This window comes from Nocardia sp. NPDC057227, from assembly GCF_042669725.1.
Classification (GTDB): Bacteria; Actinomycetota; Actinomycetes; order Mycobacteriales; family Mycobacteriaceae; genus Nocardia; species Nocardia asteroides_A.
Genome location: NZ_JBHUXA010000003.1, coordinates 226,039 through 247,527 on the forward strand (window position 1 = coordinate 226,039; position 21,489 = coordinate 247,527).

Below are 21,489 nucleotides of genomic sequence, written 5' to 3' on the forward strand. Positions count from 1 at the left end.
CGTCCCGGTCGGAAACGCCCCGACGGTACCCTGGGCGGGCCCGCGCACACCGCGCCGGGCCGGACGACCAGGAGGGAGCGGTTGGCATGGCCGCCGACGCGCCGGATCGGAACGAGGGCGAGCACCCGGCAGGCACGCCCGGCCAGGGCCTCGGCGAGCGCGAGGCCGGGTCGCGGGCCCCGGAGGACAGCGAGCCGATCGAACCCGGCCACAGCCCGGCCGAGCACAGGGCCGACGGCGACCCGACGCCCCCCGGACCGGCCACCCGCCCCTATCCCCCGGCCCTGATCGCCACCGCCGTCGCCCTCCCGGTGACGCTGATCGTCGGCATCCTGGTCGCCGCCTTCATCGCCGCCCGCACCCCGGTCGAGCGCGAACCCATCGCCCTCGGCCCGGTCCCCGCCCCGCAGGCCGACGGCCCCGCCTGCACCGCCCTGCTCCCTGCGCTCCCGGACGACATCGACGACTACCGCCGCGCCGAACTGGTCGACCCGGTACCGCCCGGTACCCGCGCCTGGCAGCGCGACGACCCCGCCACCGAGCCGATCGTGCTCCGCTGCGGCCTGGACCGCCCGCTGGAGTTCAACCGCGCCTCGGCGCTGCAGATCGTGAACAACGTGCAGTGGTTCGAGATCCGCGACCCGGCGGCCGCGGGCAGCACCTGGTTCGCGGTCGACCGCGAGACCTACCTCGGCTTCACCGTGCCGGACGGCTCCGGCCCGACCCCGCTGCAGGCGGTCTCGGACGCGATCACCGCCACCATGCCGGAGCGCCCGCTCGACCCGAACCCGCTGCCGAACTAGCGCAGCCCGGTCCCGCGGGCCAGCGCCGTCTCGATCAGCGTGCTGACCAGCGCCGGGTACTCCACCCCGGTCGCCTCCCACATCCGCGGGTACATGGAGATGGGGGTGAAGCCGGGCATGGTGTTGATCTCGTTGATCACCGGCCCGCGCTCGGTCACGAAGAAGTCGACCCGGGCCAGCCCGGTGCAGTCCAGCGCGCGGAAGGCGCGCACCGCGAGCTCGCCGATCTCGGCGGCGACATCGTCGTTCAGCTTGGCGGGCACGTCGAATTCGCAGACCTCGTCGAGGTACTTGGTCTCGAAGTCGTAGAAGTCGGGGGCGGCGGTCTCCGGCATCCGGATCTCCGCGGGCACGCTGGCCGCGACCCGCCCGTCCGGGAACTCCAGCACCCCGCACTCCACCTCGCGCCCGAGGATCGCGGCCTCCACGATCACCTTGGGGTCGTGCTCGCGCGCCGTCGCGATCGCCGCGTCCAGCCGGTCCCAGTCGGCCACCCGGGTGATGCCGATCGAGGAGCCGCCGCGCGCGGGCTTGACGAAGACCGGAAGGCCGAGCGCCGCACGCTGCTCCGCGGTCAGCGTCGGCACGCCGGGGCGCAGCACGACCTGCTCGCCGACCGGGAGGCCGTCGGCGGCAAGCAACTTCTTGGTGAACTCTTTGTCCATGCCCGCCGCACTCGCCAGCACCCCCGGCCCGACGTAGGGCACCCCGGCCAGCTCGAGCAGCCCCTGCAGGGTGCCGTCCTCGCCCCATGGCCCGTGCAGCACCGGGAAGACCACGTCCACCGCGCCGAGCACCGCGGCCGGGTCGTCCAGCGCGACCAGGGCGCCGGGGCGGCTCGGGTCGGCGGCCAGCGCGAGCGCGGTGCCGGTGCCGTCCACCGCGGGCAGCGCGCCGTGGCTCATGCCGAGCGCGGCCACCTCGGCGCCGCCGAGCACCCAGGTGCCCTCGGTGGTGATGCCGATCGGTACCGCCTCGAAGCGCCGCGGATCGAGGTGACGCAGCACACTGCCCGCCGACACGCACGACACCGCGTGCTCGCTGCTCCGCCCGCCGAAGACGACGGCGACCCGAATCCGGTTCGTCATGCTGGGAACCGTACCTGTAAAGGGGGCACGCGTGAGCTGCCCCGGCCCGCACCGGGTGGTGCAGCTCTCACTCCGGCTTGATCCGCCTGCCCAGCAGGTTGCCCACCGCCTCGCGCACCGACAGCCCCTCGTGGCAGACCAGGTTCACCGCGTCGGTGAGCGGCATCTCGACGTCGTGCGCGGCCGCGAGCGCGCGCACCGATCCACAGGACTTGACACCTTCCGCCACCTGCCCGTGCGTGGCCTCCTGCGCCGCCTCCATGGACCCGCCCGCGCCGAGCACGTGCCCGAACGAGCGGTTGCGGGAGAGCGGGGAGGTGCAGGTGGCGACCAGGTCACCGACGCCTGCCAGCCCGGCGAGGGTGACCGGCTCGGCGCCGAGCGCGACCCCGAGCCGGATGATCTCGGCGAGCCCGCGGGTGATCAGGCTGGCCACCGAGTTGTCGCCGAGCCCCATGCCGGAGGCGATGCCGCAGGCCAGCGCGATGACGTTCTTGCAGGCGCCGCCGATCTCGCAGCCGACCACGTCGACATTGGTGTACGGCCGGAAATACCCGGTGGCGCAGGACTGCTGCAGCGCGACCGCGCGCGCCTCGTCGCTGCAGGCGATCACCGTCGCGGCGGGCTGGCCGGTGGCGATCTCCCTGGCCAGGTTCGGCCCGGAGAGCACCGCGACGCTGCCCGGGTCGGCGCCGGTCACCTCGGCGATCACCTGGCTCATCCGCAGCAGGGTTCCGGTCTCGATGCCCTTGGCCAGGCTGAGCAGCGAGGCGTCGTTCTCGTCGAGGGCCCTGCGCAGCGCGGGTTTCCAGTGCTCGAGGTTGCCGCGCAGCGACTGCGACGGCACCGCGAGCACCACGATGTCGGCGCCGTCCAGCGCGCGCTCGTGGTCGTCGGTGGCGGCAACGGTGGGGAGCTGCACGTCGGCGAGGTAGAACGGATTGCGGTGCTCGGTGGCGAGCGCCTTCGCCACCTCCGGCCTGCGCGCCCAGATCGTGACCTCGGTTCCGGCGTCGGCCAAGACCTTGGCGTACGCAGTACCCCATGAACCCGCACCCAGTACCGCCGCCCGTGTCATCCGCCCAATATGTCATGGAAGGATCGGGGTCATGCGTCCGCACGCCGTGCACGCCGTCATCGCGGTGAAGAGCCTGGACCGCGCCAAGAGCCGGTTGGCCGATCGGCTACGCCCGGAACATCGCTCGCGGCTGGCGCTCGCCATGCTCACCGACACCGTGCACGCCGCGCTGGCCGCGGCGCCGATCGATTCGGTCACCGTGGTCACCCCGGACGAGGCGGTGGCCGCGCTGGCCCGTGCGCTCGGCGCCGTCGCGCACCCCGACCCGGGCGGCCCCGGCGCGGGGCTGGCCCCGGACGGGCTGAACAACGCCCTGACCGCGGCCGCCGAGGCGGTGCGGCGCCGCCACGGCCCGGTCGCGCTGGTGGCGATGCAGGCGGATCTGCCCGCGCTGCGCCCGGCCGAGCTGGCCGAGGTGCTGGCCGCGGCGCCGCCCGGCCGCCGCGCGATGGTCACCGACCACACCGGCGAGGGCACCGCCGCGCTGCTGCAGCTGGACGGATTCGCGCCGCTTGCGCCACGATTCGGGCCGAGTTCCGCGCTACGTCACGTGACCGGTGGCGCCTTCCCGCTGGACGGCGACTGGCCGGGGCTGCGGCACGACGTGGACACCGGCGCCGATCTGGAGCTGATCCTCCGGCTCGGGGCCGGTCCGGCGACCACTGCTGTCCTGACCGACATCGGGTATCCGAGCGCCGTTCACGAACCCGTCCACCCGGTATGCTAGATGGTCGCCACGGCCCGGGTGAGACACGCGGCATTCACCGATGCCACACTGCGCACCGAGCGGTTCGTAGGGGATGATCGAAGACGTGAGCGATACGGAAACCGTCAAGCAGCAGTTGCTCCCCTCCGCCCCCCCGGCTGCCACCCCGCTGCTGGCCGATCCGGCGACTGCTCAGTTGCCACGTGATCGCTACCTCAACAGGGAACTCAGCTGGCTGGACTTCAACGCCAGGGTGTTGGCGCTCGCGGAGGACGAGTCGCTGCCGTTGCTGGAGCGCGCCAAGTTCCTCGCGATCTTCGCATCGAACCTGGACGAGTTCTACATGGTGCGGGTCGCCGGGCTGAAGCGGCGGGCGGAGACCGGGTTGCTGGTGCGCTCCGCGGACGGCCGGTCGCCGAGCGAGCAGCTCGAGCTGATCGCCGCGCGGGCACGGGAGATCGCGCAGCGGCACGCGGGCGTCTTCCTCGACTCGGTGGATCCGGCGCTCACCGAGGAGGGCATCGAGATCATCTGCTGGGGCGACCTCTCGGTCGCCGAGGCCGAGAAGCTGTCGGGCTACTTCCACGACCAGGTCTTCCCGGTGCTCACCCCGCTCGCGGTCGACCCGGCGCACCCCTTCCCGTACATCAGCGGGCTGAGCCTGAACCTGGCCGTCACGGTGAAGGACACCACCACCGGCGGCGAGCACTTCGCCCGGGTCAAGGTGCCGGACAACGTGGATCGCTTCGTCCGGGTGCGGCGCACCGAGACGGCCACCCCGATCGCGGCCTTCCTGCCCATGGAGGAGCTGATCGCGGCCCACCTCGACCTGCTCTTCCCCGGCATGACGGTGGTGGAGCACCACTCCTTCCGGATCACCCGCAACGCCGATTTCGAGGTCGACGAGGACCGGGACGAGGACCTGCTGCAGGCGCTGGAGCGCGAGCTGGCCCGGCGCCGCTTCGGCTCCCCGGTGCGGCTCGAGGTCTCCGACGACATGACCGAGCACATGCTCGACCTGCTGCTGCGCGAGCTCGAGGTCGACCCGCGCGACGTCATCCAGGTGCCGGGGCTGCTCGACCTCTCCTCGCTCATGCAGGTCTACGGCGTCGACCGGCCGAATCTCAAGGACACCCCGTACGTTCCGGCCACCCCGGCCGCGTTCGGCGAGCGGGAGACCCCGCGCAACGTCTTCGCCGCGCTGCGCGAGGGCGACGTGCTGGTGCACCACCCCTACGACTCCTTCTCCACCAGCGTGCAGCGCTTCATCGAGCAGGCGGCGGCGGACCCGCAGGTGCTCGCCATCAAGCAGACGCTGTACCGCACCTCCGGCGACTCGCCGATCGTGAACGCGCTGATCGACGCCGCCGAGGCGGGCAAGCAGGTGGTCGCGCTGGTGGAGATCAAGGCGCGCTTCGACGAGCAGGCCAACATCAAGTGGGCCCGCGCGCTGGAACAGGCGGGCGTGCACGTGGTCTACGGCCTGATCGGGCTCAAGACGCACTGCAAGACCTGCCTGGTGGTACGGCGCGAGGGCTCCACCATCCGGCGCTACTGCCACATCGGCACCGGCAACTACAACCCGAAGACCGCGCGGCTCTATGAGGACGTCGGGTTGCTCACCGCCGCACCGGAGATCGGCGCCGACCTGACCGACCTGTTCAACTCGCTCACCGGCTACTCCCGCAAGGAGGACTACCGCAACATCCTGGTCGCCCCGCACGGCGTGCGGGCCGGGATCATCGAGCGGATCCAGCGCGAGACCGAGCTGGCGCAGCAGGGCGAGCAGGCCCGGATCCGATTGAAGGCCAATGCCCTCGTCGACGAGCAGGTGATCGACGCGCTCTACCGCGCCTCGCAGGCCGGGGTGCAGGTGCAGATCGTGGTCCGCGGCATCTGCGGGCTGCGCCCCGGCGTGCCGGAGATGAGCGAGAACATCGAGGTGCGCTCGATCCTCGGCCGGTTCCTCGAGCATTCCCGGGTGATGCACTTCCGCGCGCAGAACGAGTTCTGGATCGGCTCGGCGGACATGATGCACCGGAACCTGGACCGCCGGGTCGAGGTCATGGCCCAGGTGAAGGATCCCAAGCTGCGCGAGCAGCTGGACGGGGTCTTCGACTCCGCGCTGCACCCGGCCACCCGGTGCTGGGTGCTCGCCGCGGACGGCAGCTGGCTGGCGCAGCCCAGCGGCGACCCGGACGACGTGCAGGTGCGCGACCACCAGGAATCGCTGATGCGGCTGCGGAGGCCGGAACAGCAGTGAGCGGGACGCGGGATGACAGCTCCCTCCTGGATCCTCGCGTGACCGCCGACATCCACGCCGCGGGCGCCGTGCTGTGGCGCCCGGCGCGGGCGGCGCGCGGGGGCGAGATCGAGATCGCGCTCGTGCACCGGCCCAAGTACCGGGACTGGTCGCTGCCGAAGGGCAAGCTGGAGCCGGGCGAGTCGCCGGTGCTGGCCGCCGTGCGCGAGATCACCGAGGAGACCGGCGTGCGCTGCGTGCTCGGCCGCTACCTCGGGCACGTGAGCTACCCGGTCACCGGGCACAAGCTCAAGCGGGTGGACTACTGGGCGGCGGAGGCCGGCGAGGGCGAATTCGACCCCGGCGACGAGATCGACGACCTGGTCTGGCACTCGCCGGACAAGGTGATGCGGGAACTCTCCTACCCGATGGACCGGCAGGTGCTGCGCACCTTCGGCAATCTGCCCCCGCGGACGAGCACGCTGCTCCTGGTCCGGCACGCCAAGGCCGGGCAGCGCGGCAAGTACGCGGGCCCGGACCGGGAGCGCCCGCTGGAGCCGGCCGGCGCCGAGCAGGCGCTGACGCTGGTGCCGAACCTGCTCGCCTTCGGTGCGCGGCAGGTGTTCTCGGCCGACCCGGTGCGCTGCGTGCAGACGGTGGCCCCGCTCGCCGGTTCGCTCGGGGTCGAGGTCGGGCTGGAGCCCGCGCTCTCCGAGGACGCCTACGCCGCCGATCCGGCGGCCGCGCTGACCCGGATCCGGGAGCTGGTGTCGGACAGCGCCGTCCGGGTGGTGTGCAGCCAGGGCAAGGTGATCCCGCACCTGATGCGCGAGTGGGCGGCGGCCGACGGCCTCACGCTGCCGCCCGCGCGGAACCGCAAGGGCAGCGTCTGGGTGCTCTCCTTCGTCGACGGCCGCATGGTGGCCGCCGACCACCTGGACCGGCGGCTCTACGTGGACGACACCGAGGAGTAGCGGGCGCGAGAACGGCCCCGGGGTCGGTGTCCCGGGGCCGTTTTCCGTCTGCCTGCGGGCCGGGAGGACGATCTGGTCTTCCGGCTGCGCCGCACCGCGTTCCGATGGCACCGACCGGTCGCGGTGGACGCCGGTACGGATGTCACGGACACCGTCGTGAGCTGGGTTTCAGCTGCTACGGCGGGCCGGTGCCTTCTTGGCCGCGGTGGTCTTCTTCGCCGCCGTTGTCTTCGCCGCGGTGGTCTTGGCCGCGGTGGCGGTCTTCTTGGCGGGGGCCTTCTTCGCCGCCGCCGTCTTGGTGGCCGCCGCCTTGGTGGCGGTGGTCTTCTTGGCCGGAGCCTTGGTGGCGGCCGTCTTCGTGGCCGCGGCGGTGGTCTTCTTGGCCGGAGCCTTCTTCGCCGCGGTCTTGGTGGCGGTGGCCTTGGTGGCCGGTGCCTTGGTCGCGGTGGTCTTCTTGGCCGCGGCCTTGGTGGCGGGTGCCTTGGTCGCCGCCTTGCGGGCGGTGGTCTTGGCCGGTGCCTTGGTGGCGGCGGCGGTGGTCTTCTTGGCCGCCGTCGCCTTCTTGGCCGCCGCGGTCTTCTTGGCCGCCGTCTTCTTCGCGGCCACCGGCGCATTCACGCCGCGCTTCACGGCCGGGCCGCTCGCCGCGAGTTTCTGCTTGCCCGCGATGACGGCCTTGAACTGCGCACCCGGCCGGAATGCCGGCACCGAAGTCGGCTTCACCTTGACGGTTTCGCCGGTGCGCGGGTTCCTGGCGACGCGCGCCGCGCGCTTGCGCTGTTCGAAGACGCCGAAGCCGGTGATGGTGACGCTCTGACCCTTGTGGACGGCGCGGACGATGGTGTCGACCACGTGCTCGACTGCCGCGGTGGCCGTGCGCCTGTCCGTACCCAACTTTTCGGTCAGAACGTCGATCAGTTCCGCCTTGTTCATTGAATCCTCCGCAGACTAATGGCCCGTCGTCGGACCGACTAGGTACCACGGTAAACCCAGTTTGGGCAAGAGTCTATGTGCCACGCCAAAATTCATGTGGTTTAGCACACGTCCAGCTACCGGCCTCCATGTAGCGCAGCTAACGGCCCGAGGTGATTACGCCTGCGAAATACGCTCCGGAAGGGTGGCGGGTTTCCATGCCGGCCTTTGGCTTTCATAGGCCCCGATCCGGGCTTCCTGGCGGAGTGTCAGTCCGATATCGTCCAGACCCTCCAGGAGACGCCACCGAGTGTAGTCGTCAATGTCGAACGGCAACACGACGGTTCCTGCCGTCACGGTGCGTGCCCGCAGGTCCACAACCAATTCCAACCCCGGCTGTTCCTCGAGCAACTTCCAGAGCATTTCGACATCATTCTGTGACATCTGCGCGGCGACCAACCCGCCCTTACCCGCATTCCCACGGAAGATGTCGGCGAAACGCGACGAGATCACCGTTCGAAAGCCGTAGTCCGACAGTGCCCACACCGCGTGCTCACGGGACGACCCGGTGCCGAAATCCGGTCCGGCGACCAACACGCTGCCCCGATCATAGGGCGCGGTGTTCAGAATGAAGTCCGGATCGGTCCGCCAGGCCGCGAAGAGCCCGTCCTCGAATCCGGTGCGGGTGACGCGCTTGAGGTAAACCGCGGGAATGATCTGATCGGTGTCGATGTTCGAGCGGCGCAGCGGCACGCCGATGCCCTTGTGCACGGTGAACGGTTCCATGGAAATTCCTCCGGGTGGGGTTCGGGTGGTCGTCAGTCCAGATCCGCGGGTGAGGAGAGCGTTCCGCGCACCGCCGTCGCGGCGGCGACGAGCGGCGAGACCAGGTGCGTCCGGCCGCCCTTGCCCTGCCTGCCCTCGAAGTTGCGATTCGAGGTCGAGGCGCAGCGCTGACCCGGCTCCAGCTGATCGGGATTCATTCCCAGGCACATCGAGCAGCCCGCCTGCCGCCATTCCGCGCCCGCGGCGGTGAAGATATCCCCGAGCCCCTCCTGCTCGGCCTGCGCGCGCACCCGCATACTTCCCGGCACCACGAGCATGCGCACGCCGTCGGCGACACGCCTGCCCTGCAAGATATCGGCGACCGCGCGCAGATCCTCGATCCGGCCGTTGGTGCAGGAGCCGACGAAAACGGTGTCGACGGTGACCTGGCGCAGCGGGGTGCCGGGAACGAGATCCATGTAACGCAGCGCCTTGGCGGCTGAATCGCGCTCGGACTCGTCGGCGATCTCCGCCGGGTCCGGCACCGTCGCGCCGAGCGGCAGCCCCTGGCCCGGGTTGGTGCCCCAGGTGACGAACGGGGTCAGCGCGGCGCCGTCGATGTGCACCTCGGCGTCGAATACCGCGCCCTCGTCGGTCGCCAGCTGGTCCCAGGCCGCGACGGCGGCATCCCAGTCGGCGCCCTGCGGCGCGTGCGGGCGGCCCTTCAGGAATTCGTAGGTGGTCGCGTCCGGGGCGATCATGCCCGCCCGCGCACCCGCCTCGATCGACATATTGCAGACCGTCATCCGCGCCTCCATGGACATGGCCCGGATCGCCTCGCCCCGGTACTCAAGGACGTAGCCCTGGCCGCCGCCGGTGCCGATCTTCGCGATCACGGCCAGGATCAGGTCCTTGCTCGTGACGCCTGCGGGCAGCTCGCCGTCCACGGTGATGGCCATGGTCTTGAACGGGCGCAGCGAGAGCGTCTGGGTGGCGAGCACGTGTTCCACCTCGCTGGTGCCGATGCCCATGGCGATCGCGCCGAAGGCGCCGTGCGTGGAGGTGTGGCTGTCGCCGCAGACCACCGTCATGCCCGGCTGGGTGAGCCCGAGCTGCGGGCCGACCACGTGCACGATGCCCTGGTCCAGGTCGCCCATCGGGTGCAGCCGGATGCCGAACTCGGCGCAGTTGTGCCGCAGCGTCTCCACCTGGGTGCGGGAGACCGGGTCGGCGATCGGCTTGTCGATGTCGGTGGTCGGGACGTTGTGGTCCTCGGTCGCGATGGTGAGGTCCGGCCTGCGCACCGGGCGCCCGGCCGCGCGCAGCCCGTCGAAGGCCTGCGGGCTGGTCACCTCGTGCACCAGGTGCAGGTCGATGTAGATGAGGTCGGGCTCGCGGGCGGCGCCCTCGCCCTCCCCGCGCGCGACGATATGCTGCTCCCACACCTTCTCGGCCAGTGTGCGTGGACGATCGGCCATTCTTGGATCACCTTCCGTACCAGGGGCTGGTGGATTCGTTTTTGAATCCCAGAATACGAGACGTTAGTATCGTTCTATGAGACAGCATAGCGGCATCGGGGTCCTGGACAAAGCCGTGACGGTGTTGTACGCGGTGGCCGAGGAGCCGTGCGGCCTGAACGAGCTCTGCGCCCGCACCGGGCTGCCGAGGGCCACCGCGCACCGGCTGGCCGTCGGCCTCGAGGTGCACCGCCTGCTGGCCAGGGACAACCAGGGCCGCTGGCGGCCGGGCCCCGCCCTCGCCGAGCTGGCCGTCGGGGCGACCGACCCGCTGCTCGACGCCGCGGGCGCGGTACTGCCCCGGCTGCGCGAGATCACCGGCGAGAGCGTGCAGCTCTACGCCAGGGACGGCCACTCCCGGGTCTGCGTGGCCGCGCTGGAGCCGCCGGTGGGGCTGCGGGACACCGTTCCGGTGGGGTCGCGACTACCGCTCACCGCCGGTTCGGCGGCGAAGGTGCTGCTGGCCTGGGCCGACCCCGAGCTGCAGCGCGACCTGCTCGCCGAGGCGGTCTTCGGCGAGCGCGCGCTGGCCGAGGTGCGCAGGCGCGGCTGGGCGCAGAGCGCGGCCGAGCGGGCGGCGGGCGTGGCGAGCGTCTCGGCCCCGGTGCGCGACGTCTCCGGCGCCGTGGTCGCGGCGATCTCGGTCTCCGGCCCGATCGATCGAATGGGCCGCAGGCCGGGGGCGCGCTGGGCCGCCGACCTGGTCGCGGCGGCGGAGGCGCTGCAGAAGCGGCTCTGAACCGACTGCAACACGTTCTAGAGTGGCGGCATGGGAGTCAACCAACGCACGCAGATCGTGATGGCCGAGGCGGAGATCACCCGCTTCCTGGAGACCAGCCGGGTCGCCACCTTCGCCACCATCGGCAAGGAGGGCGTGCCGCACCTGACCGCGATGTGGTACGCCCTGCTCGACGGCGAGGTGTGGTTCGAGACCAAGGCGAAGTCGCAGAAGGCGGTGAATCTGCGCCGCGATCCGCGGGTGACCTGCCTGGTCGAGGCCGGCGACACCTACGACCAGCTGCGCGGGGTGTCGATCGAGGGGCGCGCCGAGGTGGTGGACGACCCGGAGCGGCTCTTCGCGGTGGGGGTGAGCGTCTGGGAGCGCTACACCGGCCCGTACACCGATGACCTCCGGCCGCTGGTCGAGCAGATGCTGCACAAGCGGATCGCGGTGCGGGTGGTGCCGGAGCGGGTGCGCTCCTGGGATCACCGCAAGCTGGGGATGCCCGCCATGCCGCTGGGCGGGAGCACCCTCGGCGAGCCCTCCTGACGAAAAGCGCGAGGCCCCCGATCCGAGTGGATCGGGGGCCTCGCGGTTGTAGCCCCGACGGGATTCGAACCCGCGCTACCGCCTTGAGAGGGCGGCGTCCTAGGCCGCTAGACGACGGGGCCAGGACTTGCTTGTGCTTCCCTTCCGGGAGGCGGTTGCCAGCTTAGCTGGCGGGAGCCCGGCGACCAAATCGCCGGGGTCCGAACGCTTTCGGCGATCGGCTCTCCGCTGGGGTACCAGGACTCGAACCTAGAATGGCTGAACCAGAATCAGCTGTGTTGCCAATTACACCATACCCCAATGACCAGGCGACCCCGACCTCGCTTCCGGCTGAATGCGAGAGGGCGTTTTCCGGCCGGGAAGAAGAGTACCAAAGGGGCCGGGGTAAACTACAAATCGCCTGGTCAGACCCCTGTTTCAGCCCTCGGGGCGCCACTCCAGCGCGGCGTTCAGCCGGGCCAGTGAGAGTTCCCGCCCGAGCAGCTCCATCGACTCGTACAGCGGCGGGCTGATGTGCGACCCGGTGATCGCCACCCGCACCGGCGCGAATGCCTTCCTCGGCTTCAACTCCAGTTTCTCGATCAATGCGACGCGCAGCGCCTCCTCGATCGCGGCGGTGGTCCATTCCGGCAGCGCCTCGAGTGCGCCGAGCGTGGCCCGCAGTACCGGCTCGGCGGGTTCGCCGAGATTCTTCGACCCGGCCGCGGGGTCGATCGAGAACTCGCCTGCGGGGGCGAACAGGAATCGCAGCAGCCCCCACGCGTCGTCCAGAACCACGATCCGGGTCTGGACCAACTCGGCGGCCGCGGCGAAGACCTTCTCGTCGATTTCCGCGCCGATCCGGCCCTGCCCGGTCAGGAACTCCCGGAGCCTGCGGGCGAAATCTCCGGCTTCCAGCAAACGGATGTGTTCCGCGTTGATCGCGTCGGCCTTCTTCTGGTCGAAACGGGCCGGGTTGGAATTCACCGAGGAAATGTCGAACGCCTCGACCATCTCCGTCATGGAGAACACGTCGCGGTCGTCGGCGAGGCCCCAACCGAGCAGCGCGAGGTAATTCAGCAAACCTTCGGGAACAAAGCCGCGATCGCGATGGGCGAACAGGTTGGACTCCGGATCCCGCTTCGACAACTTCTTGTTGCCCGGCCCCATGACGAAGGGCAGGTGACCGAACTCGGGGGTGAACTCGGCGACCCCGATCCGGCGCAGCGCGGCATAGAGCGCGAGCTGCCGCGGGGTGGACGAGAGCAGGTCCTCGCCGCGCAGCACGTGGGTGATCCGCATGAGCGCGTCGTCGACCGGGTTGACCAGCGTGTACAGCGGATCCCCCGACCCGCGGGTGAGCGCGAAATCGGGCACCGTCCCGGCCTTGAAGACGGTCTCCCCGCGCACCAGGTCGTGCCAGCCGAGGTCCTCGTCCGGCATCCGCAGCCGCACCACCGCGGGCCTGCCGTCGGCCCGGTACGCCGCGATCTGCTCGGCCGTGAGCTCCCGGTCGAAGTTGTCGTAGCCGAGCTTCGGATCGCGCCCCGCGGCGCGGTGCCGAGCCTCGACTTCGTCCGGCGTGGAGAAGGATTCGTAGGCCTCACCGGCCGCCAGCAACCTCTGCACGACCTCCAGATGCTGCCCCCGGCGCAGGGATTGGCGGTACGGCTCGTAGGGCCCGCCGACCTCGGGGCCCTCGTCCCAGGTGAGGCCGAGCCAGCGCAGCGCGTCCAGGATCGCGGCGTACGACTCCTCGGTGTCGCGGGCCGCGTCGGTGTCCTCGATCCGGAAGACGAAGGTGCCGCCGTGGTGCCGGGCGAACGCCCAGTTGAACAGCGCGGTGCGCACCAACCCCACGTGCGGGGTCCCGGTGGGCGACGGGCAGAAGCGGACCCGAACTTCGGTCATGGCTCTCTTTCAGCGTTTCGTGGCAACGGGATTGGTCAGCGTACCGATTCCCTCGACGGTCACGGAGACGTTCTGGCCCGCCTGCACCGGGCCGACGCCCTCGGGGGTGCCGGTCAGCAGCACATCGCCGGGGAGCAGCGTCATCACCGTACTGACGAACTCGATCAGCGTCGGAATGTCGTGCAGCAGCAGGGATGTCCGGCTGCGCTGGCGCACCTCGCCGTCGAGCTCGGTGACGATCTCCAGATCGCCCGGGTCCAGCTCGGTCTCGATCCACGGCCCGAGCGGGCAGAAGGTGTCGTACCCCTTGCCCCTGGTCCACTGCCCGTCCGACTTCTGCTGGTCACGCGCCGTGACGTCGTTCGCGACGGTGTAGCCGAGGATGACGTCGCGCGCCTTCGCGGCGGGCACGTCCTTGCACGGGCGGCCGATCACCACCGCCAGCTCACCCTCGTAGTCGACCCGGGAAGAGCTGGGCGGCAGGATGATCGGGGCGTTCGGGCCGACGATGGCGGTGTTCGGCTTGAGGAAGATGACCGGCGATTCCGGGGCCTCGCCGCCCATCTCCGCGGCGTGCGCCGCGTAGTTCTTGCCCACGCACACCACCTTGCTCGCCAGGATCGGCGCGAGCAGCCGCACGTCGGCCACCGGCCAGCTCCGGCCGGTGTAGGTCGGGCTGCCGAACGGATGCTCGGCGATCTCCCTCGCGACACTCTCGGATCCCTCGCCCTCGATACGGGCGAAGGCGACTCCGTCGGGACTGGCTACTCGACCTAGGCGCATGGCCGCAGTCTATCGACCCGGTGCCACCTGCTCGAACACACCCGACCGAGCGGTCCGCTCCGATCCGGTGTACCGTGACCTCGATGTTCAGTTTGTGAGATTACAATCCCGAAATATGGGAATGCGAGGTGGCTCATGGTGGCGACGACGGCGGCCGTCGGCGAACGGCGGCGCTGGGCCATGCTCGGGCTCGGGGTGTTCGCGCAGGCCGCGAGCGCCGTCTTCATCCACGGCGTGCCGTTCCTGCTCCCCGCGCTCACCGACGGCGGGATGGCGCTGCCCACCGCGGGGCTGCTGGTCGCCATGCCCACCGTCGGGCTGGTCTGCACGCTGATCGCCTGGGGCTGGGTGGTGGACCGGATCGGCGAGCGCAAGGTGCTCGTGGCCGGGCCGCTGATCACCGCCGCCGCCGGCGGCGCGGCCGCGTTCACCGCGCACCCGATCGCGCTGGGCGCCTTGCTCTTTCTCGGCGGGGCCGGGGCGGCCAGCACCAACGGCGCGAGCGGGCGGGTGATCGTCGGCTGGTTCCCGCCGCACCGGCGCGGGCTCGCCATGGGCATCAGGCAGACCGCGCAGCCGCTCGGGGTCGGGATCGGCGCGCTGGCGATTCCCGCGGTGGCCGCGCAGCACGGTGTACCCGCCGCGGTGCTCGTCCCGGCGGTCATGGCGTTGCTGGCGGCGGCCGCGTGCGCGGTCGGGATCATCGATCCGCCGCGGCCGCAGCGCTCGGAGGCCGATCCGGGGCTGCTCGCCAACCCCTACCGGGGCGACGGCACGCTGTGGCGGGTGCACCTCGTCTCGGTGCTGCTGGTGGTGCCGCAGGGCACGCTGTGGACCTTCGCGCTGCTCTGGCTGCACCGGGACGCTGGCTGGTCGCTGGCCGCGGCCGGGCTCCTGGTGACCGGCACCCAGGTCCTCGGCGCGATCGGCCGGATCGGCGCGGGCGCCTGGTCCGATCGGGTCGGCAGCAGGCTCGGCCCGCTGCGCACGGTGGCGATCGCGGCGGTCGTCTCGATGGCGGCGCTGGCGCTGGCCGCCTGGACCGAGTGGTGGTGGGTGGCGATCCCGCTGCTGGTGGTGGCGTCGGTGATCACGGTGTCGGACAACGGGTTGGCCTTCACCGCGGTCGCCGAGATCGCCGGGCCGTACTGGAGCGGGCGCGGGCTCGGCGTGCAGAACACCGGCCAGAACCTGGCCATGGCGGCGGTGCCGCCGGTCTTCGGCGCCGTCATCGACGCCGCAGGCTTCCCCGCGGTCTTCATCGCCGCCGCGGTGATCGCCACGGTAGCGGTCCCCTTGGTCCCGCGGGACCGCCGGCACACGGACCACTGAACCGCGCCATCCCGACATCAGCGGCCTCGGCTTGCCTGCGCGCGGCGTCCCCGACTCCTCGCGGGAGCGCGGCGTCGCGTTCCCGACGCGCTCCGGCCCGCCGCGGGCCTCCGGTGCGGAGCCCCGCTGAGACAGCTGTGCCCCACCCGAACCCGGGTGGGGCACGAGCCTGGGAACCCTAGACCGCGGCCGCGATCCGATCCCCGACCTCGACGGTCGAGGCCGAACCGGAGCGCCCGGCCAGATCCTTCGCCACCGCGCTCTCGATCCGCCCCGCCTGCTCGGTCTGCCCGAGGTGGTTGAGCAGCAACGCCACCGAGAGAATCGCGGCGGTCGGATCCGCCTTCGACTGCCCGGCGATATCCGGCGCGCTCCCGTGCACCGGCTCGAACATGCTCGGGTTGGCCCCGGAGGCGTCGATGTTGCCGCTCGCCGCCAGCCCGATCCCGCCGCTCACCGCGGCCGCCAGATCGGTGATGATGTCGCCGAACAGGTTGTCGGTGACGATCACGTCGAAGCGGCCCGGGTCGTTCACCAGGTGGATGGTGGCGGCATCGATGTGCTGGTACGCCGTGGCGACGTCCGGGAACTCGGCCCCCACCTCGGCCACCGTGCGCTGCCAGAGCGACCCGGCGAAGGTGAGCACATTGGTCTTGTGCACCAGCGTGAGGTGCTTGCGCCGCGCCTGCGCCTTGGCGTAGGCGTAGCGCACCACGCGCTCGATGCCGAAGCGGGTGTTGGTGCTCACCTCGGTGGCGACCTCGTGCGGGGTCTCCACCCGGATGGCGCCGCCGGTGCCGGTGTACGGCCCCTCGGTGCCCTCGCGCACCACGACGAAGTCGATATCCGGCGACCCGGCCAGCGGGCTGGAGACCCCCGGGTACAGCTTCGACGGCCGCAGGTTCACGTGGTGGTCGAGCGCGAACCGGGTGCGCAGCAGCAGCCCGCGCTCCAGGATCCCGCTCGGCACCGACGGGTCGCCGATCGCGCCGAGCAGGATGGCGTCGTGCTGCTTCAGCTCCGGCAGCACCGAGTCCGGCAGGATCTCGCCGGTCGCGTGGTACCGCTTCGCGCCCAGGTCGTACTCGGTGCGCTCGACGCCGGGCAGCACCGTGTCCAGCACCTTGAGCGCCTCGGCGACGACCTCGGGGCCGATTCCGTCACCGGGGATGACAGCAAGCTTCATGGTTGCTCCGTTGCTTTCCGGGCCGCTCAGGACAGGTCGATCTGCGCGATCTTGGTGGCCCCGACCGCCTCCGCGATGGCGCCCTGCACGTCGGCGGGGACCTCCTGGCCGACCCGAAGGATCACCGTCGCGCCGTCCTTGTCCGCGTCCTGGGTGAGCTGCGCGGCCAGGATGTCGACCCCGGCCTCGCCGAGCCGGGTGCCGATCTTGCCGAGCGCGCCCGGCTGGTCGTCGTAGTTCAGGATGGCCAGGTTCAGCCCCTCGGCACGCAGGTCGTAGTTGCGCCCGTTGATGTTGACGATCTTCTGCACCTGCTGCGGCTCGGTGAGCGTGCCCGCGACATTGAGCGTGCGGCCGTCGCCGAACACCGCGCGCAGGTCGACCAGGCTGCGGTGGCTCGGGCTCTCCGACACCGTGGTCACCTCGGCGCTGATGCCGCGGTCCTGCGCGAGCGCGGGCGCGTTCACGAAGGTCACCTGGTCCTCGATGAGCGCGGAGAAGATGCCGCGCAGCGCCGCGAGCTGCAGCACCGCGACCTCCTGGGCGGCCAGCTCGCCGCGCACCTGGATCTCCAGGCTCACCGGCAGCTCGTCGGAGAGCCCGCCGAGCAGGGCGCCCTGCTTGCGCACGATCTCCAGCCACGGCGCGACCTCGTCGGCCACCGCGCCGCCGGTGACGTTCACCGCGCCCGGCACGAACTCGCCCGCCAGCGCCAGCAGCACCGACTTGGCGACATCGGTGCCCGCCCGGTCCTGCGCCTCGGTGGTGGAGGCGCCCAGGTGCGGGGTCACCACGACCTGCGGCAGCTCGAAGAGCGGGCTGTCGGTGCACGGCTCGGTCTCGAAGACGTCGAGCCCCGCCGCGCGCACGTGCCCGGAGGTGATGGCCTCGGCCAGCGCGACCTCGTCGACGAGCCCGCCGCGCGCCGCGTTCACGATGATCACACCCGGCTTGGTCTTGGCGATCGCCTCACGGCCGATGATGCCCTTGGTCTCCGGGGTCTTCGGCAGGTGCACCGAGATCAGGTCGGCCCGCTCCAGCAGCTCGTCCAGGGGCAGCAGCTCGATGCCGAGCTGCGCCGCCTTGGCCGGCGACACGTAGGGGTCGTAGGCGACGATCTTCGTCTCGAACGCGGCGAGGCGAGCGGCGAAGAGCTGCCCGATCCGGCCCAGCCCGACCACGCCGACCGTCTTGCCGAAGATCTCCACGCCGTTGAACTTGCTGCGCTTCCAGGTGTGCTCGCGCAGCGTCGCATCGGCCTGCGGGACCTGGCGGGCGGCGGCGAGCAGCAGCGTGACGGCGTGCTCGGCCGCGGTGTGGATGTTCGAGGTGGGCGCGTTCACCACAAGCACGCCGCGCTCGGTGGCGGCCGGAACCTCGACATTGTCCAGCCCGACCCCGGCCCTGGCCACGATCTTCAGCCGCTTGCCCGCGTCCAGCACCTCGGCGTCGACGGTGGTGGCGGAGCGCACCAGCAGCGCGTCGGCCTCCGGCACCGCGGCCAGCAGGGCCGGACGGTCCGGGCCGTCCACCCAGCGGACCTCGACACCGTCACCGAGCGCGTCGACGGTCGACTGGGCGAGCTTGTCGGCGATCAGGACAACAGGACGGCCAGCTTGGCTCACGGTGGGTTACTCCTGGGGAAGGGGGTTGGTTGCCACCGAGCAGCTTAATAGCCCAGGACAGCGCCGTGGACGCCCCCCTCGGCCGCAGCCGCCGTCCTGTGGCCGAACACACCTCGGGCCCCGCACCTGTCCAGGTGCGGGGCCCGAGAGAGACCTGAGGGATCAGGGGACGAGGCGCACGTCCTGCGCCTGCGGACCCTTCTGACCCTGCCCGATCTCGAACTCCACCCGCTGCCCCTCATCGAGGGAGCGGAAGCCGCTGCCGCTCACAGCCGAGTAATGCACGAAGACGTCGGGGCCCCCGCCGTCCTGCGCGATGAAGCCGAAGCCCTTCTCGCTGTTGAACCACTTCACAATGCCTTGAGCCATTTCATTCTTTCCTGTAGACGAGCCGGGAAACTTCTGTTGCAACTCCCGGTCTCGCCGTCCAGCTTGCCAGGTGCAGGGGGATTCCTCCACCTGGAAGAGGTGGGGGAAGTGTGAGGTAGATGACGTGGCGGGGGGTGATTTCCCATGTATGACCGGGGCATCTGCCGCACTCGCGTGATGTGAAGCTGGCTGTCCGGGTCATCCCTGAGAAATTCTCAGGATTCGTACCGCGAGTGCGTCGATGTGTTCGAGCATGGTGTCCGGTTCGGCTGCCAGATCCAGCGCGTGGCAATAGATCGTGATTCCGCAATTCCGGATCGGGTGCACGCTCTCCGGTTCGTGCCCCCTGGCGTAGACGAGATGGCCCTGTCGAAGTCCGAGCACGGAGCAGTAGGCGAGCATCTGATAGATGTCCCCCTCGGGATATGTCCGATTCCGGCCACTGCCCTGCTCCACCTTGTACTTGGCGTCGATCACCGCGACCGGCGCGCCGTCGGCGGCGTAGCACACCAGATCGGGCCGCAATCGGATCGTGGAGTTCGTCGTCAGGAGGTGCTGGTCCTGCGTCGCCACCCGGAACCCGCGTGGCGCGATCGCCGCCCGGAGCGCTCCGGTCACGAAGTCCTCATAGATCCGCCACATGTCGAAGAGGAACGCCCGGACCGTGAGCGCTCCTCTGCTCAGCTCGAACGAGCCGCCGTCGAGAATCACGAGCGATAGGCGCAGTACATCGTGGTAGGCCCGGTTTCCGCGATCGAAGGCGAAAGTCGGCCGCGGCTCGCTGCGCGACAGAATCCGCACATCCTGGAGTGAATGCGCGATCTTCCGCAGCTTTCGCAGGGTGGCGACCGGCAGCTCCGGCAAGCCCTGCAGCAGCCGCGTCGCCGCGAGCAGGATCTGGTTCTCCGCCGTGTCCACCGTGTATTCGTCGCGTTCGATATGAATCGGCACCGCGACGCCGAACTGCCGGGTGGCCTGTTCACGGACGCGCATTCGCCCCGAAGGGATGGCGGATACCGTCGTTTCAGTTCGGTACCGCCGCAGCGGTCCCCGGGCGAGAGCGCGCGAAGCGAGCTGCACGAAGGAATCGGCGAAAGCGGTGGAGAATCCGCTGACGGCTTCCAGTCGCACGAACTCCGGGCGCCAAACATCGCCGCCGGTGTTGTACCCGAGCAGGAACGGAACTCTTCTCAATTCGGTCACTTTGGGATGCAGGACCAACTGCAGATCCCCGAGCCTGATCGCGCCGACCTTGCCCTTCGGATTGAGCTGATACCGCTCCGAGAACAGGGGCGTCACCGCGATGGAATCGAGCGCCCGAATCGCTTCGTACTGTGACCTGGTGAGCTCGACCTCGGTGTTCGCGTGTTCGACCAGATCGATCGATCTCACTCGCTGTCGCCCCAGTCGCCGAGTTCGGTGCTCATGCGGCTCTCGATCTCGGAGAGCGCGTAGCGCGCGTCCACATCGACGTCGGGCTCGTTGAGGTGGTAGTCCTCCAGCAGCGGGATGATCCTGGTCTGCCAGGTGATCTCCATTTTGTGCCTGGACTGCGCGGCCGGCCCCATCAGATACGAGGGGCCGAGCTTGAAATCGTCGTCGTCGATCGAACTGTTCAGCACGTCCAGGAGTTCGGCGATCACCCGGGAGTGGCCGTTCTTGTCGAGCCAATTCCGGAGCAGATCCCTCGTCGGTTCTCGGCTCGGATGCAGGTGCACGAAGGAGAAGCGCCGGCGCATCGCCGTGTCCAGCGAGGCCACCGAGCGGTCCGCGCGGTTCATCGTGCCGATCACGAGGATGTTCTCCGGCAGTCGGAAGGGCATCCGCTCCCCGGAGTACATCAGCTGGATGGTCTCGTCCCGGTACTCCAGCAGGTAGTACAGCTCGCCGAAGATCTTCGAGAGATTGCCGCGGTTGATCTCGTCGATGACGAGCGCGTGTAGCCGATCCGGTTCCCGCTGCGCCTGCTCGGCGACCTGCCGCAGAGGGCCGTGGTGCAATTCGTAGGTGATCTGGCCGCCCTCGGTCGAGGCCGGGCGCAGCCCCTCGAAGAAGTCCTCGTAGGAGTAGGTCGGGTGGAACTGCACCACGGTCACCCGGTCGCCGCAGAGGTGCTCGGCCAGTTTTCGAGCCAGGTACGTCTTACCGGTGCCCGGCGGCCCGTAGAAGATGAGCTGGGGCCGGTCCCGCAGCAGCTCGATGGATCGCTGCAACCACTCGACCGGCATGAGCAATTCCTCCGCCAGTTCCTCGGTCGCCGGTGCGAACTTCTCGATCACCGGCGCGGCCGTATCGGCCTCCGGGGCTCCGTCCTCCACCCAACCCAGCTTCAGTTCCCGATTGAAGATGCGCACGAGTTCGATGGCGTCCGCGCGGCTCAGCTGGAGCGACTGGCTGCTCTTCGGATTCGACTGCCGACCTTCGGATCCGAACGTCGAGAGGTGCACCAGCGGGTCGCCGTTCTCGTCGCCGATGACTTGCCACTGGCAGGTCACCGCGTTCTCCGGCTTGTGCGCGGCCACCCGCTGCGTGCCCTCCACGATCCTGCGAATACGGGCCATCGCCTGCCACTCCCTCCGGTCCGGTACGCGAAGGCAAGCGTATCCACTCGGTACGAACGAGCGCGTGCCGATCAGTGCGCGAGTTCGGATCAGGAGATTTCCATCGGGAAGGGAAGGGAGGTGCGGATTCCGTTCTCGTCGGCGGCGGTCCACTCGTCGATGACGAGATAGTTGGCGGGGCGGAGAGGCCGCGCGCCGCCGGGAAGGGGTCCGTGACCGGCCGCGAGCGCATAGGCGCGGACCATCTCGATCGCAGTTCCGGTGCGCGCGGTAGCCACCTCCCAGTTGCAGGGAATGTCGGCGTCGGAGGGCATTCAGTATTGCGGTACACGACGAAATCGGGGACCAGGCAATCGAATTCACCTGCGACAGAGAACAAGCGGCTTGG

The 21,489-nt window shown here is 70.2% G+C and carries 20 protein-coding genes and 2 tRNA genes; 7 read left to right on the forward strand and 15 right to left on the reverse strand.

What is annotated here, in order from left to right:
* Positions 1-86: 86 nt before the first annotated feature.
* Positions 87-803 carry a DUF3515 family protein gene (locus ACFUJ1_RS06930; protein WP_378643430.1) on the forward strand — a complete coding sequence of 239 codons (717 nt, stop codon included), beginning with the start codon at positions 87-89 and terminating at the stop codon, positions 801-803.
* Here the strand turns inward: ACFUJ1_RS06930 and ACFUJ1_RS06935 are convergent.
* Positions 800-1,891: a D-alanine--D-alanine ligase family protein gene (locus ACFUJ1_RS06935; protein ID WP_378643433.1), complete on the reverse strand. Its 1,092-nt coding sequence runs from the start codon at positions 1,889-1,891 to the stop codon at positions 800-802. The two genes, ACFUJ1_RS06930 and ACFUJ1_RS06935, sit on opposite strands and share 4 nt — an antisense overlap.
* Before the next feature lie 67 nt (positions 1,892-1,958).
* The gene (locus ACFUJ1_RS06940) at positions 1,959-2,969 is read right to left on the reverse strand and encodes an NAD(P)H-dependent glycerol-3-phosphate dehydrogenase (RefSeq protein WP_378643435.1); all 1,011 of its coding nucleotides are present in this window, start codon (positions 2,967-2,969) and stop codon (positions 1,959-1,961) included.
* Between the two features lie 31 nt (positions 2,970-3,000).
* Here ACFUJ1_RS06940 and cofC point away from each other — a divergent pair, with 31 nt between their 5' ends.
* From cofC to ACFUJ1_RS06955, 3 genes are all read left to right on the forward strand, one after another.
* Positions 3,001-3,696: a 2-phospho-L-lactate guanylyltransferase gene (gene cofC, locus ACFUJ1_RS06945; RefSeq protein WP_233019806.1), complete on the forward strand. Its 696-nt coding sequence runs from the start codon at positions 3,001-3,003 to the stop codon at positions 3,694-3,696.
* Positions 3,697-3,769: 73 nt separating this feature from the next.
* Positions 3,770-5,938, forward strand: coding sequence for an RNA degradosome polyphosphate kinase (locus tag ACFUJ1_RS06950; protein WP_378643438.1), 2,169 nt, complete (start codon positions 3,770-3,772; stop codon positions 5,936-5,938).
* 38 nt (positions 5,939-5,976) lie between these two features.
* A complete protein-coding gene (locus ACFUJ1_RS06955; protein WP_378643441.1) occupies positions 5,977-6,891 on the forward strand; it encodes an NUDIX domain-containing protein in 915 nt (304 codons plus the stop codon).
* Positions 6,892-7,059: 168 nt separating this feature from the next.
* Here the strand turns inward: ACFUJ1_RS06955 and ACFUJ1_RS06960 are convergent, their stop codons facing one another.
* The 3 genes from ACFUJ1_RS06960 to leuC all read right to left on the reverse strand — a co-directional run bounded on the left by ACFUJ1_RS06960 (position 7,060) and on the right by leuC (position 10,046).
* Positions 7,060-7,824 carry an HU family DNA-binding protein gene (locus ACFUJ1_RS06960; protein WP_378643443.1) on the reverse strand — a complete coding sequence of 255 codons (765 nt, stop codon included), beginning with the start codon at positions 7,822-7,824 and terminating at the stop codon, positions 7,060-7,062.
* Positions 7,825-7,980: 156 nt separating this feature from the next.
* Positions 7,981-8,589, reverse strand: coding sequence for a 3-isopropylmalate dehydratase small subunit (gene leuD / locus ACFUJ1_RS06965; protein WP_378643446.1), 609 nt, complete (start codon positions 8,587-8,589; stop codon positions 7,981-7,983).
* A gap of 32 nt (positions 8,590-8,621) precedes the next feature.
* Entirely contained in the window at positions 8,622-10,046 is a 1,425-nt protein-coding gene (gene leuC / locus ACFUJ1_RS06970; protein WP_378643448.1) for a 3-isopropylmalate dehydratase large subunit, read from the reverse strand.
* Between the two features lie 76 nt (positions 10,047-10,122).
* Between leuC and ACFUJ1_RS06975 the strand changes: the two genes are divergently transcribed.
* The gene (locus tag ACFUJ1_RS06975; protein ID WP_378610974.1) at positions 10,123-10,824 is read left to right on the forward strand and encodes an IclR family transcriptional regulator; all 702 of its coding nucleotides are present in this window, start codon (positions 10,123-10,125) and stop codon (positions 10,822-10,824) included.
* Positions 10,825-10,854: 30 nt separating this feature from the next.
* Positions 10,855-11,355 carry a pyridoxamine 5'-phosphate oxidase family protein gene (locus ACFUJ1_RS06980; RefSeq protein WP_378643451.1) on the forward strand — a complete coding sequence of 167 codons (501 nt, stop codon included), beginning with the start codon at positions 10,855-10,857 and terminating at the stop codon, positions 11,353-11,355.
* 49 nt (positions 11,356-11,404) lie between these two features.
* Here ACFUJ1_RS06980 and ACFUJ1_RS06985 read toward each other — a convergent pair.
* From ACFUJ1_RS06985 to ACFUJ1_RS07000, 4 genes are all read right to left on the reverse strand, one after another.
* Positions 11,405-11,477, reverse strand: a tRNA-Glu gene (locus ACFUJ1_RS06985).
* 106 nt (positions 11,478-11,583) lie between these two features.
* Positions 11,584-11,655: transfer RNA gene (locus tag ACFUJ1_RS06990), tRNA-Gln, on the reverse strand.
* 117 nt (positions 11,656-11,772) lie between these two features.
* Positions 11,773-13,245 carry a glutamate--tRNA ligase gene (gene gltX, locus ACFUJ1_RS06995; RefSeq protein WP_378643453.1) on the reverse strand — a complete coding sequence of 491 codons (1,473 nt, stop codon included), beginning with the start codon at positions 13,243-13,245 and terminating at the stop codon, positions 11,773-11,775.
* 9 nt (positions 13,246-13,254) lie between these two features.
* On the reverse strand, positions 13,255-14,028 hold the full coding sequence (locus ACFUJ1_RS07000; protein ID WP_378643456.1) for a fumarylacetoacetate hydrolase family protein: 774 nt from the start codon (positions 14,026-14,028) through the stop codon (positions 13,255-13,257).
* Positions 14,029-14,163: 135 nt separating this feature from the next.
* Between ACFUJ1_RS07000 and ACFUJ1_RS07005 the strand changes: the two genes are divergently transcribed.
* Positions 14,164-15,360, forward strand: a complete 1,197-nt coding sequence (locus tag ACFUJ1_RS07005; protein WP_378643459.1) for an MFS transporter — start codon at positions 14,164-14,166, stop codon at positions 15,358-15,360.
* 178 nt (positions 15,361-15,538) lie between these two features.
* Here ACFUJ1_RS07005 and ACFUJ1_RS07010 read toward each other — a convergent pair whose 3' ends face one another.
* The 6 genes from ACFUJ1_RS07010 to ACFUJ1_RS07035 all read right to left on the reverse strand — a co-directional run bounded on the left by ACFUJ1_RS07010 (position 15,539) and on the right by ACFUJ1_RS07035 (position 21,415).
* On the reverse strand, positions 15,539-16,546 hold the full coding sequence (locus ACFUJ1_RS07010) for a 3-isopropylmalate dehydrogenase (protein WP_378643461.1): 1,008 nt from the start codon (positions 16,544-16,546) through the stop codon (positions 15,539-15,541).
* 26 nt (positions 16,547-16,572) lie between these two features.
* Complete coding sequence (gene serA / locus ACFUJ1_RS07015; RefSeq protein ID WP_378643464.1) at positions 16,573-18,171, reverse strand: phosphoglycerate dehydrogenase; 1,599 nt, start codon at positions 18,169-18,171, stop codon at positions 16,573-16,575.
* 162 nt (positions 18,172-18,333) lie between these two features.
* Positions 18,334-18,540, reverse strand: a complete 207-nt coding sequence (locus ACFUJ1_RS07020) for a cold-shock protein (RefSeq protein ID WP_233019819.1) — start codon at positions 18,538-18,540, stop codon at positions 18,334-18,336.
* Between the two features lie 198 nt (positions 18,541-18,738).
* Positions 18,739-19,932, reverse strand: coding sequence for an McrC family protein (locus tag ACFUJ1_RS07025; protein WP_378643467.1), 1,194 nt, complete (start codon positions 19,930-19,932; stop codon positions 18,739-18,741).
* Positions 19,929-21,101 carry an McrB family protein gene (locus tag ACFUJ1_RS07030; protein WP_378643469.1) on the reverse strand — a complete coding sequence of 391 codons (1,173 nt, stop codon included), beginning with the start codon at positions 21,099-21,101 and terminating at the stop codon, positions 19,929-19,931. Before ACFUJ1_RS07030 ends, ACFUJ1_RS07025 begins: the two co-directional genes overlap by 4 nt.
* An 89-nt stretch (positions 21,102-21,190) precedes the next feature.
* Positions 21,191-21,415, reverse strand: a complete 225-nt coding sequence (locus tag ACFUJ1_RS07035) for a hypothetical protein (RefSeq protein ID WP_378643471.1) — start codon at positions 21,413-21,415, stop codon at positions 21,191-21,193.
* Positions 21,416-21,489 lie beyond the last annotated feature (74 nt).

Bases quoted from the DNA above. Each gene is read 5' to 3' on its own strand.
- ACFUJ1_RS07010 (WP_378643461.1), bottom strand. From the start codon at position 16,546: ATGAAGCTTGCTGTCATCCCCGGTGACGGAATCGGCCCCGAGGTCGTC.
- leuD (WP_378643446.1), bottom strand. From the start codon at position 8,589: ATGGAACCGTTCACCGTGCACAAGGGCATCGGCGTGCCGCTGCGCCGC.
- ACFUJ1_RS07030 (WP_378643469.1), bottom strand. From the start codon at position 21,101: ATGGCCCGTATTCGCAGGATCGTGGAGGGCACGCAGCGGGTGGCCGCG.
- ACFUJ1_RS06980 (WP_378643451.1), top strand. From the start codon at position 10,855: ATGGGAGTCAACCAACGCACGCAGATCGTGATGGCCGAGGCGGAGATC.
- ACFUJ1_RS06935 (WP_378643433.1), bottom strand. From the start codon at position 1,891: ATGACGAACCGGATTCGGGTCGCCGTCGTCTTCGGCGGGCGGAGCAGC.
- ACFUJ1_RS06950 (WP_378643438.1), top strand. From the start codon at position 3,770: ATGATCGAAGACGTGAGCGATACGGAAACCGTCAAGCAGCAGTTGCTC.
- ACFUJ1_RS06960 (WP_378643443.1), bottom strand. From the start codon at position 7,824: ATGAACAAGGCGGAACTGATCGACGTTCTGACCGAAAAGTTGGGTACG.
- ACFUJ1_RS07020 (WP_233019819.1), bottom strand. From the start codon at position 18,540: ATGGCTCAAGGCATTGTGAAGTGGTTCAACAGCGAGAAGGGCTTCGGC.
- cofC (WP_233019806.1), top strand. From the start codon at position 3,001: ATGCGTCCGCACGCCGTGCACGCCGTCATCGCGGTGAAGAGCCTGGAC.
- ACFUJ1_RS06940 (WP_378643435.1), bottom strand. From the start codon at position 2,969: ATGACACGGGCGGCGGTACTGGGTGCGGGTTCATGGGGTACTGCGTAC.
- ACFUJ1_RS06975 (WP_378610974.1), top strand. From the start codon at position 10,123: ATGAGACAGCATAGCGGCATCGGGGTCCTGGACAAAGCCGTGACGGTG.
- leuC (WP_378643448.1), bottom strand. From the start codon at position 10,046: ATGGCCGATCGTCCACGCACACTGGCCGAGAAGGTGTGGGAGCAGCAT.
- ACFUJ1_RS07005 (WP_378643459.1), top strand. From the start codon at position 14,164: ATGGTGGCGACGACGGCGGCCGTCGGCGAACGGCGGCGCTGGGCCATG.
- gltX (WP_378643453.1), bottom strand. From the start codon at position 13,245: ATGACCGAAGTTCGGGTCCGCTTCTGCCCGTCGCCCACCGGGACCCCG.
- ACFUJ1_RS06930 (WP_378643430.1), top strand. From the start codon at position 87: ATGGCCGCCGACGCGCCGGATCGGAACGAGGGCGAGCACCCGGCAGGC.
- ACFUJ1_RS07000 (WP_378643456.1), bottom strand. From the start codon at position 14,028: ATGCGCCTAGGTCGAGTAGCCAGTCCCGACGGAGTCGCCTTCGCCCGT.
- ACFUJ1_RS07035 (WP_378643471.1), bottom strand. From the start codon at position 21,415: ATGCCCTCCGACGCCGACATTCCCTGCAACTGGGAGGTGGCTACCGCG.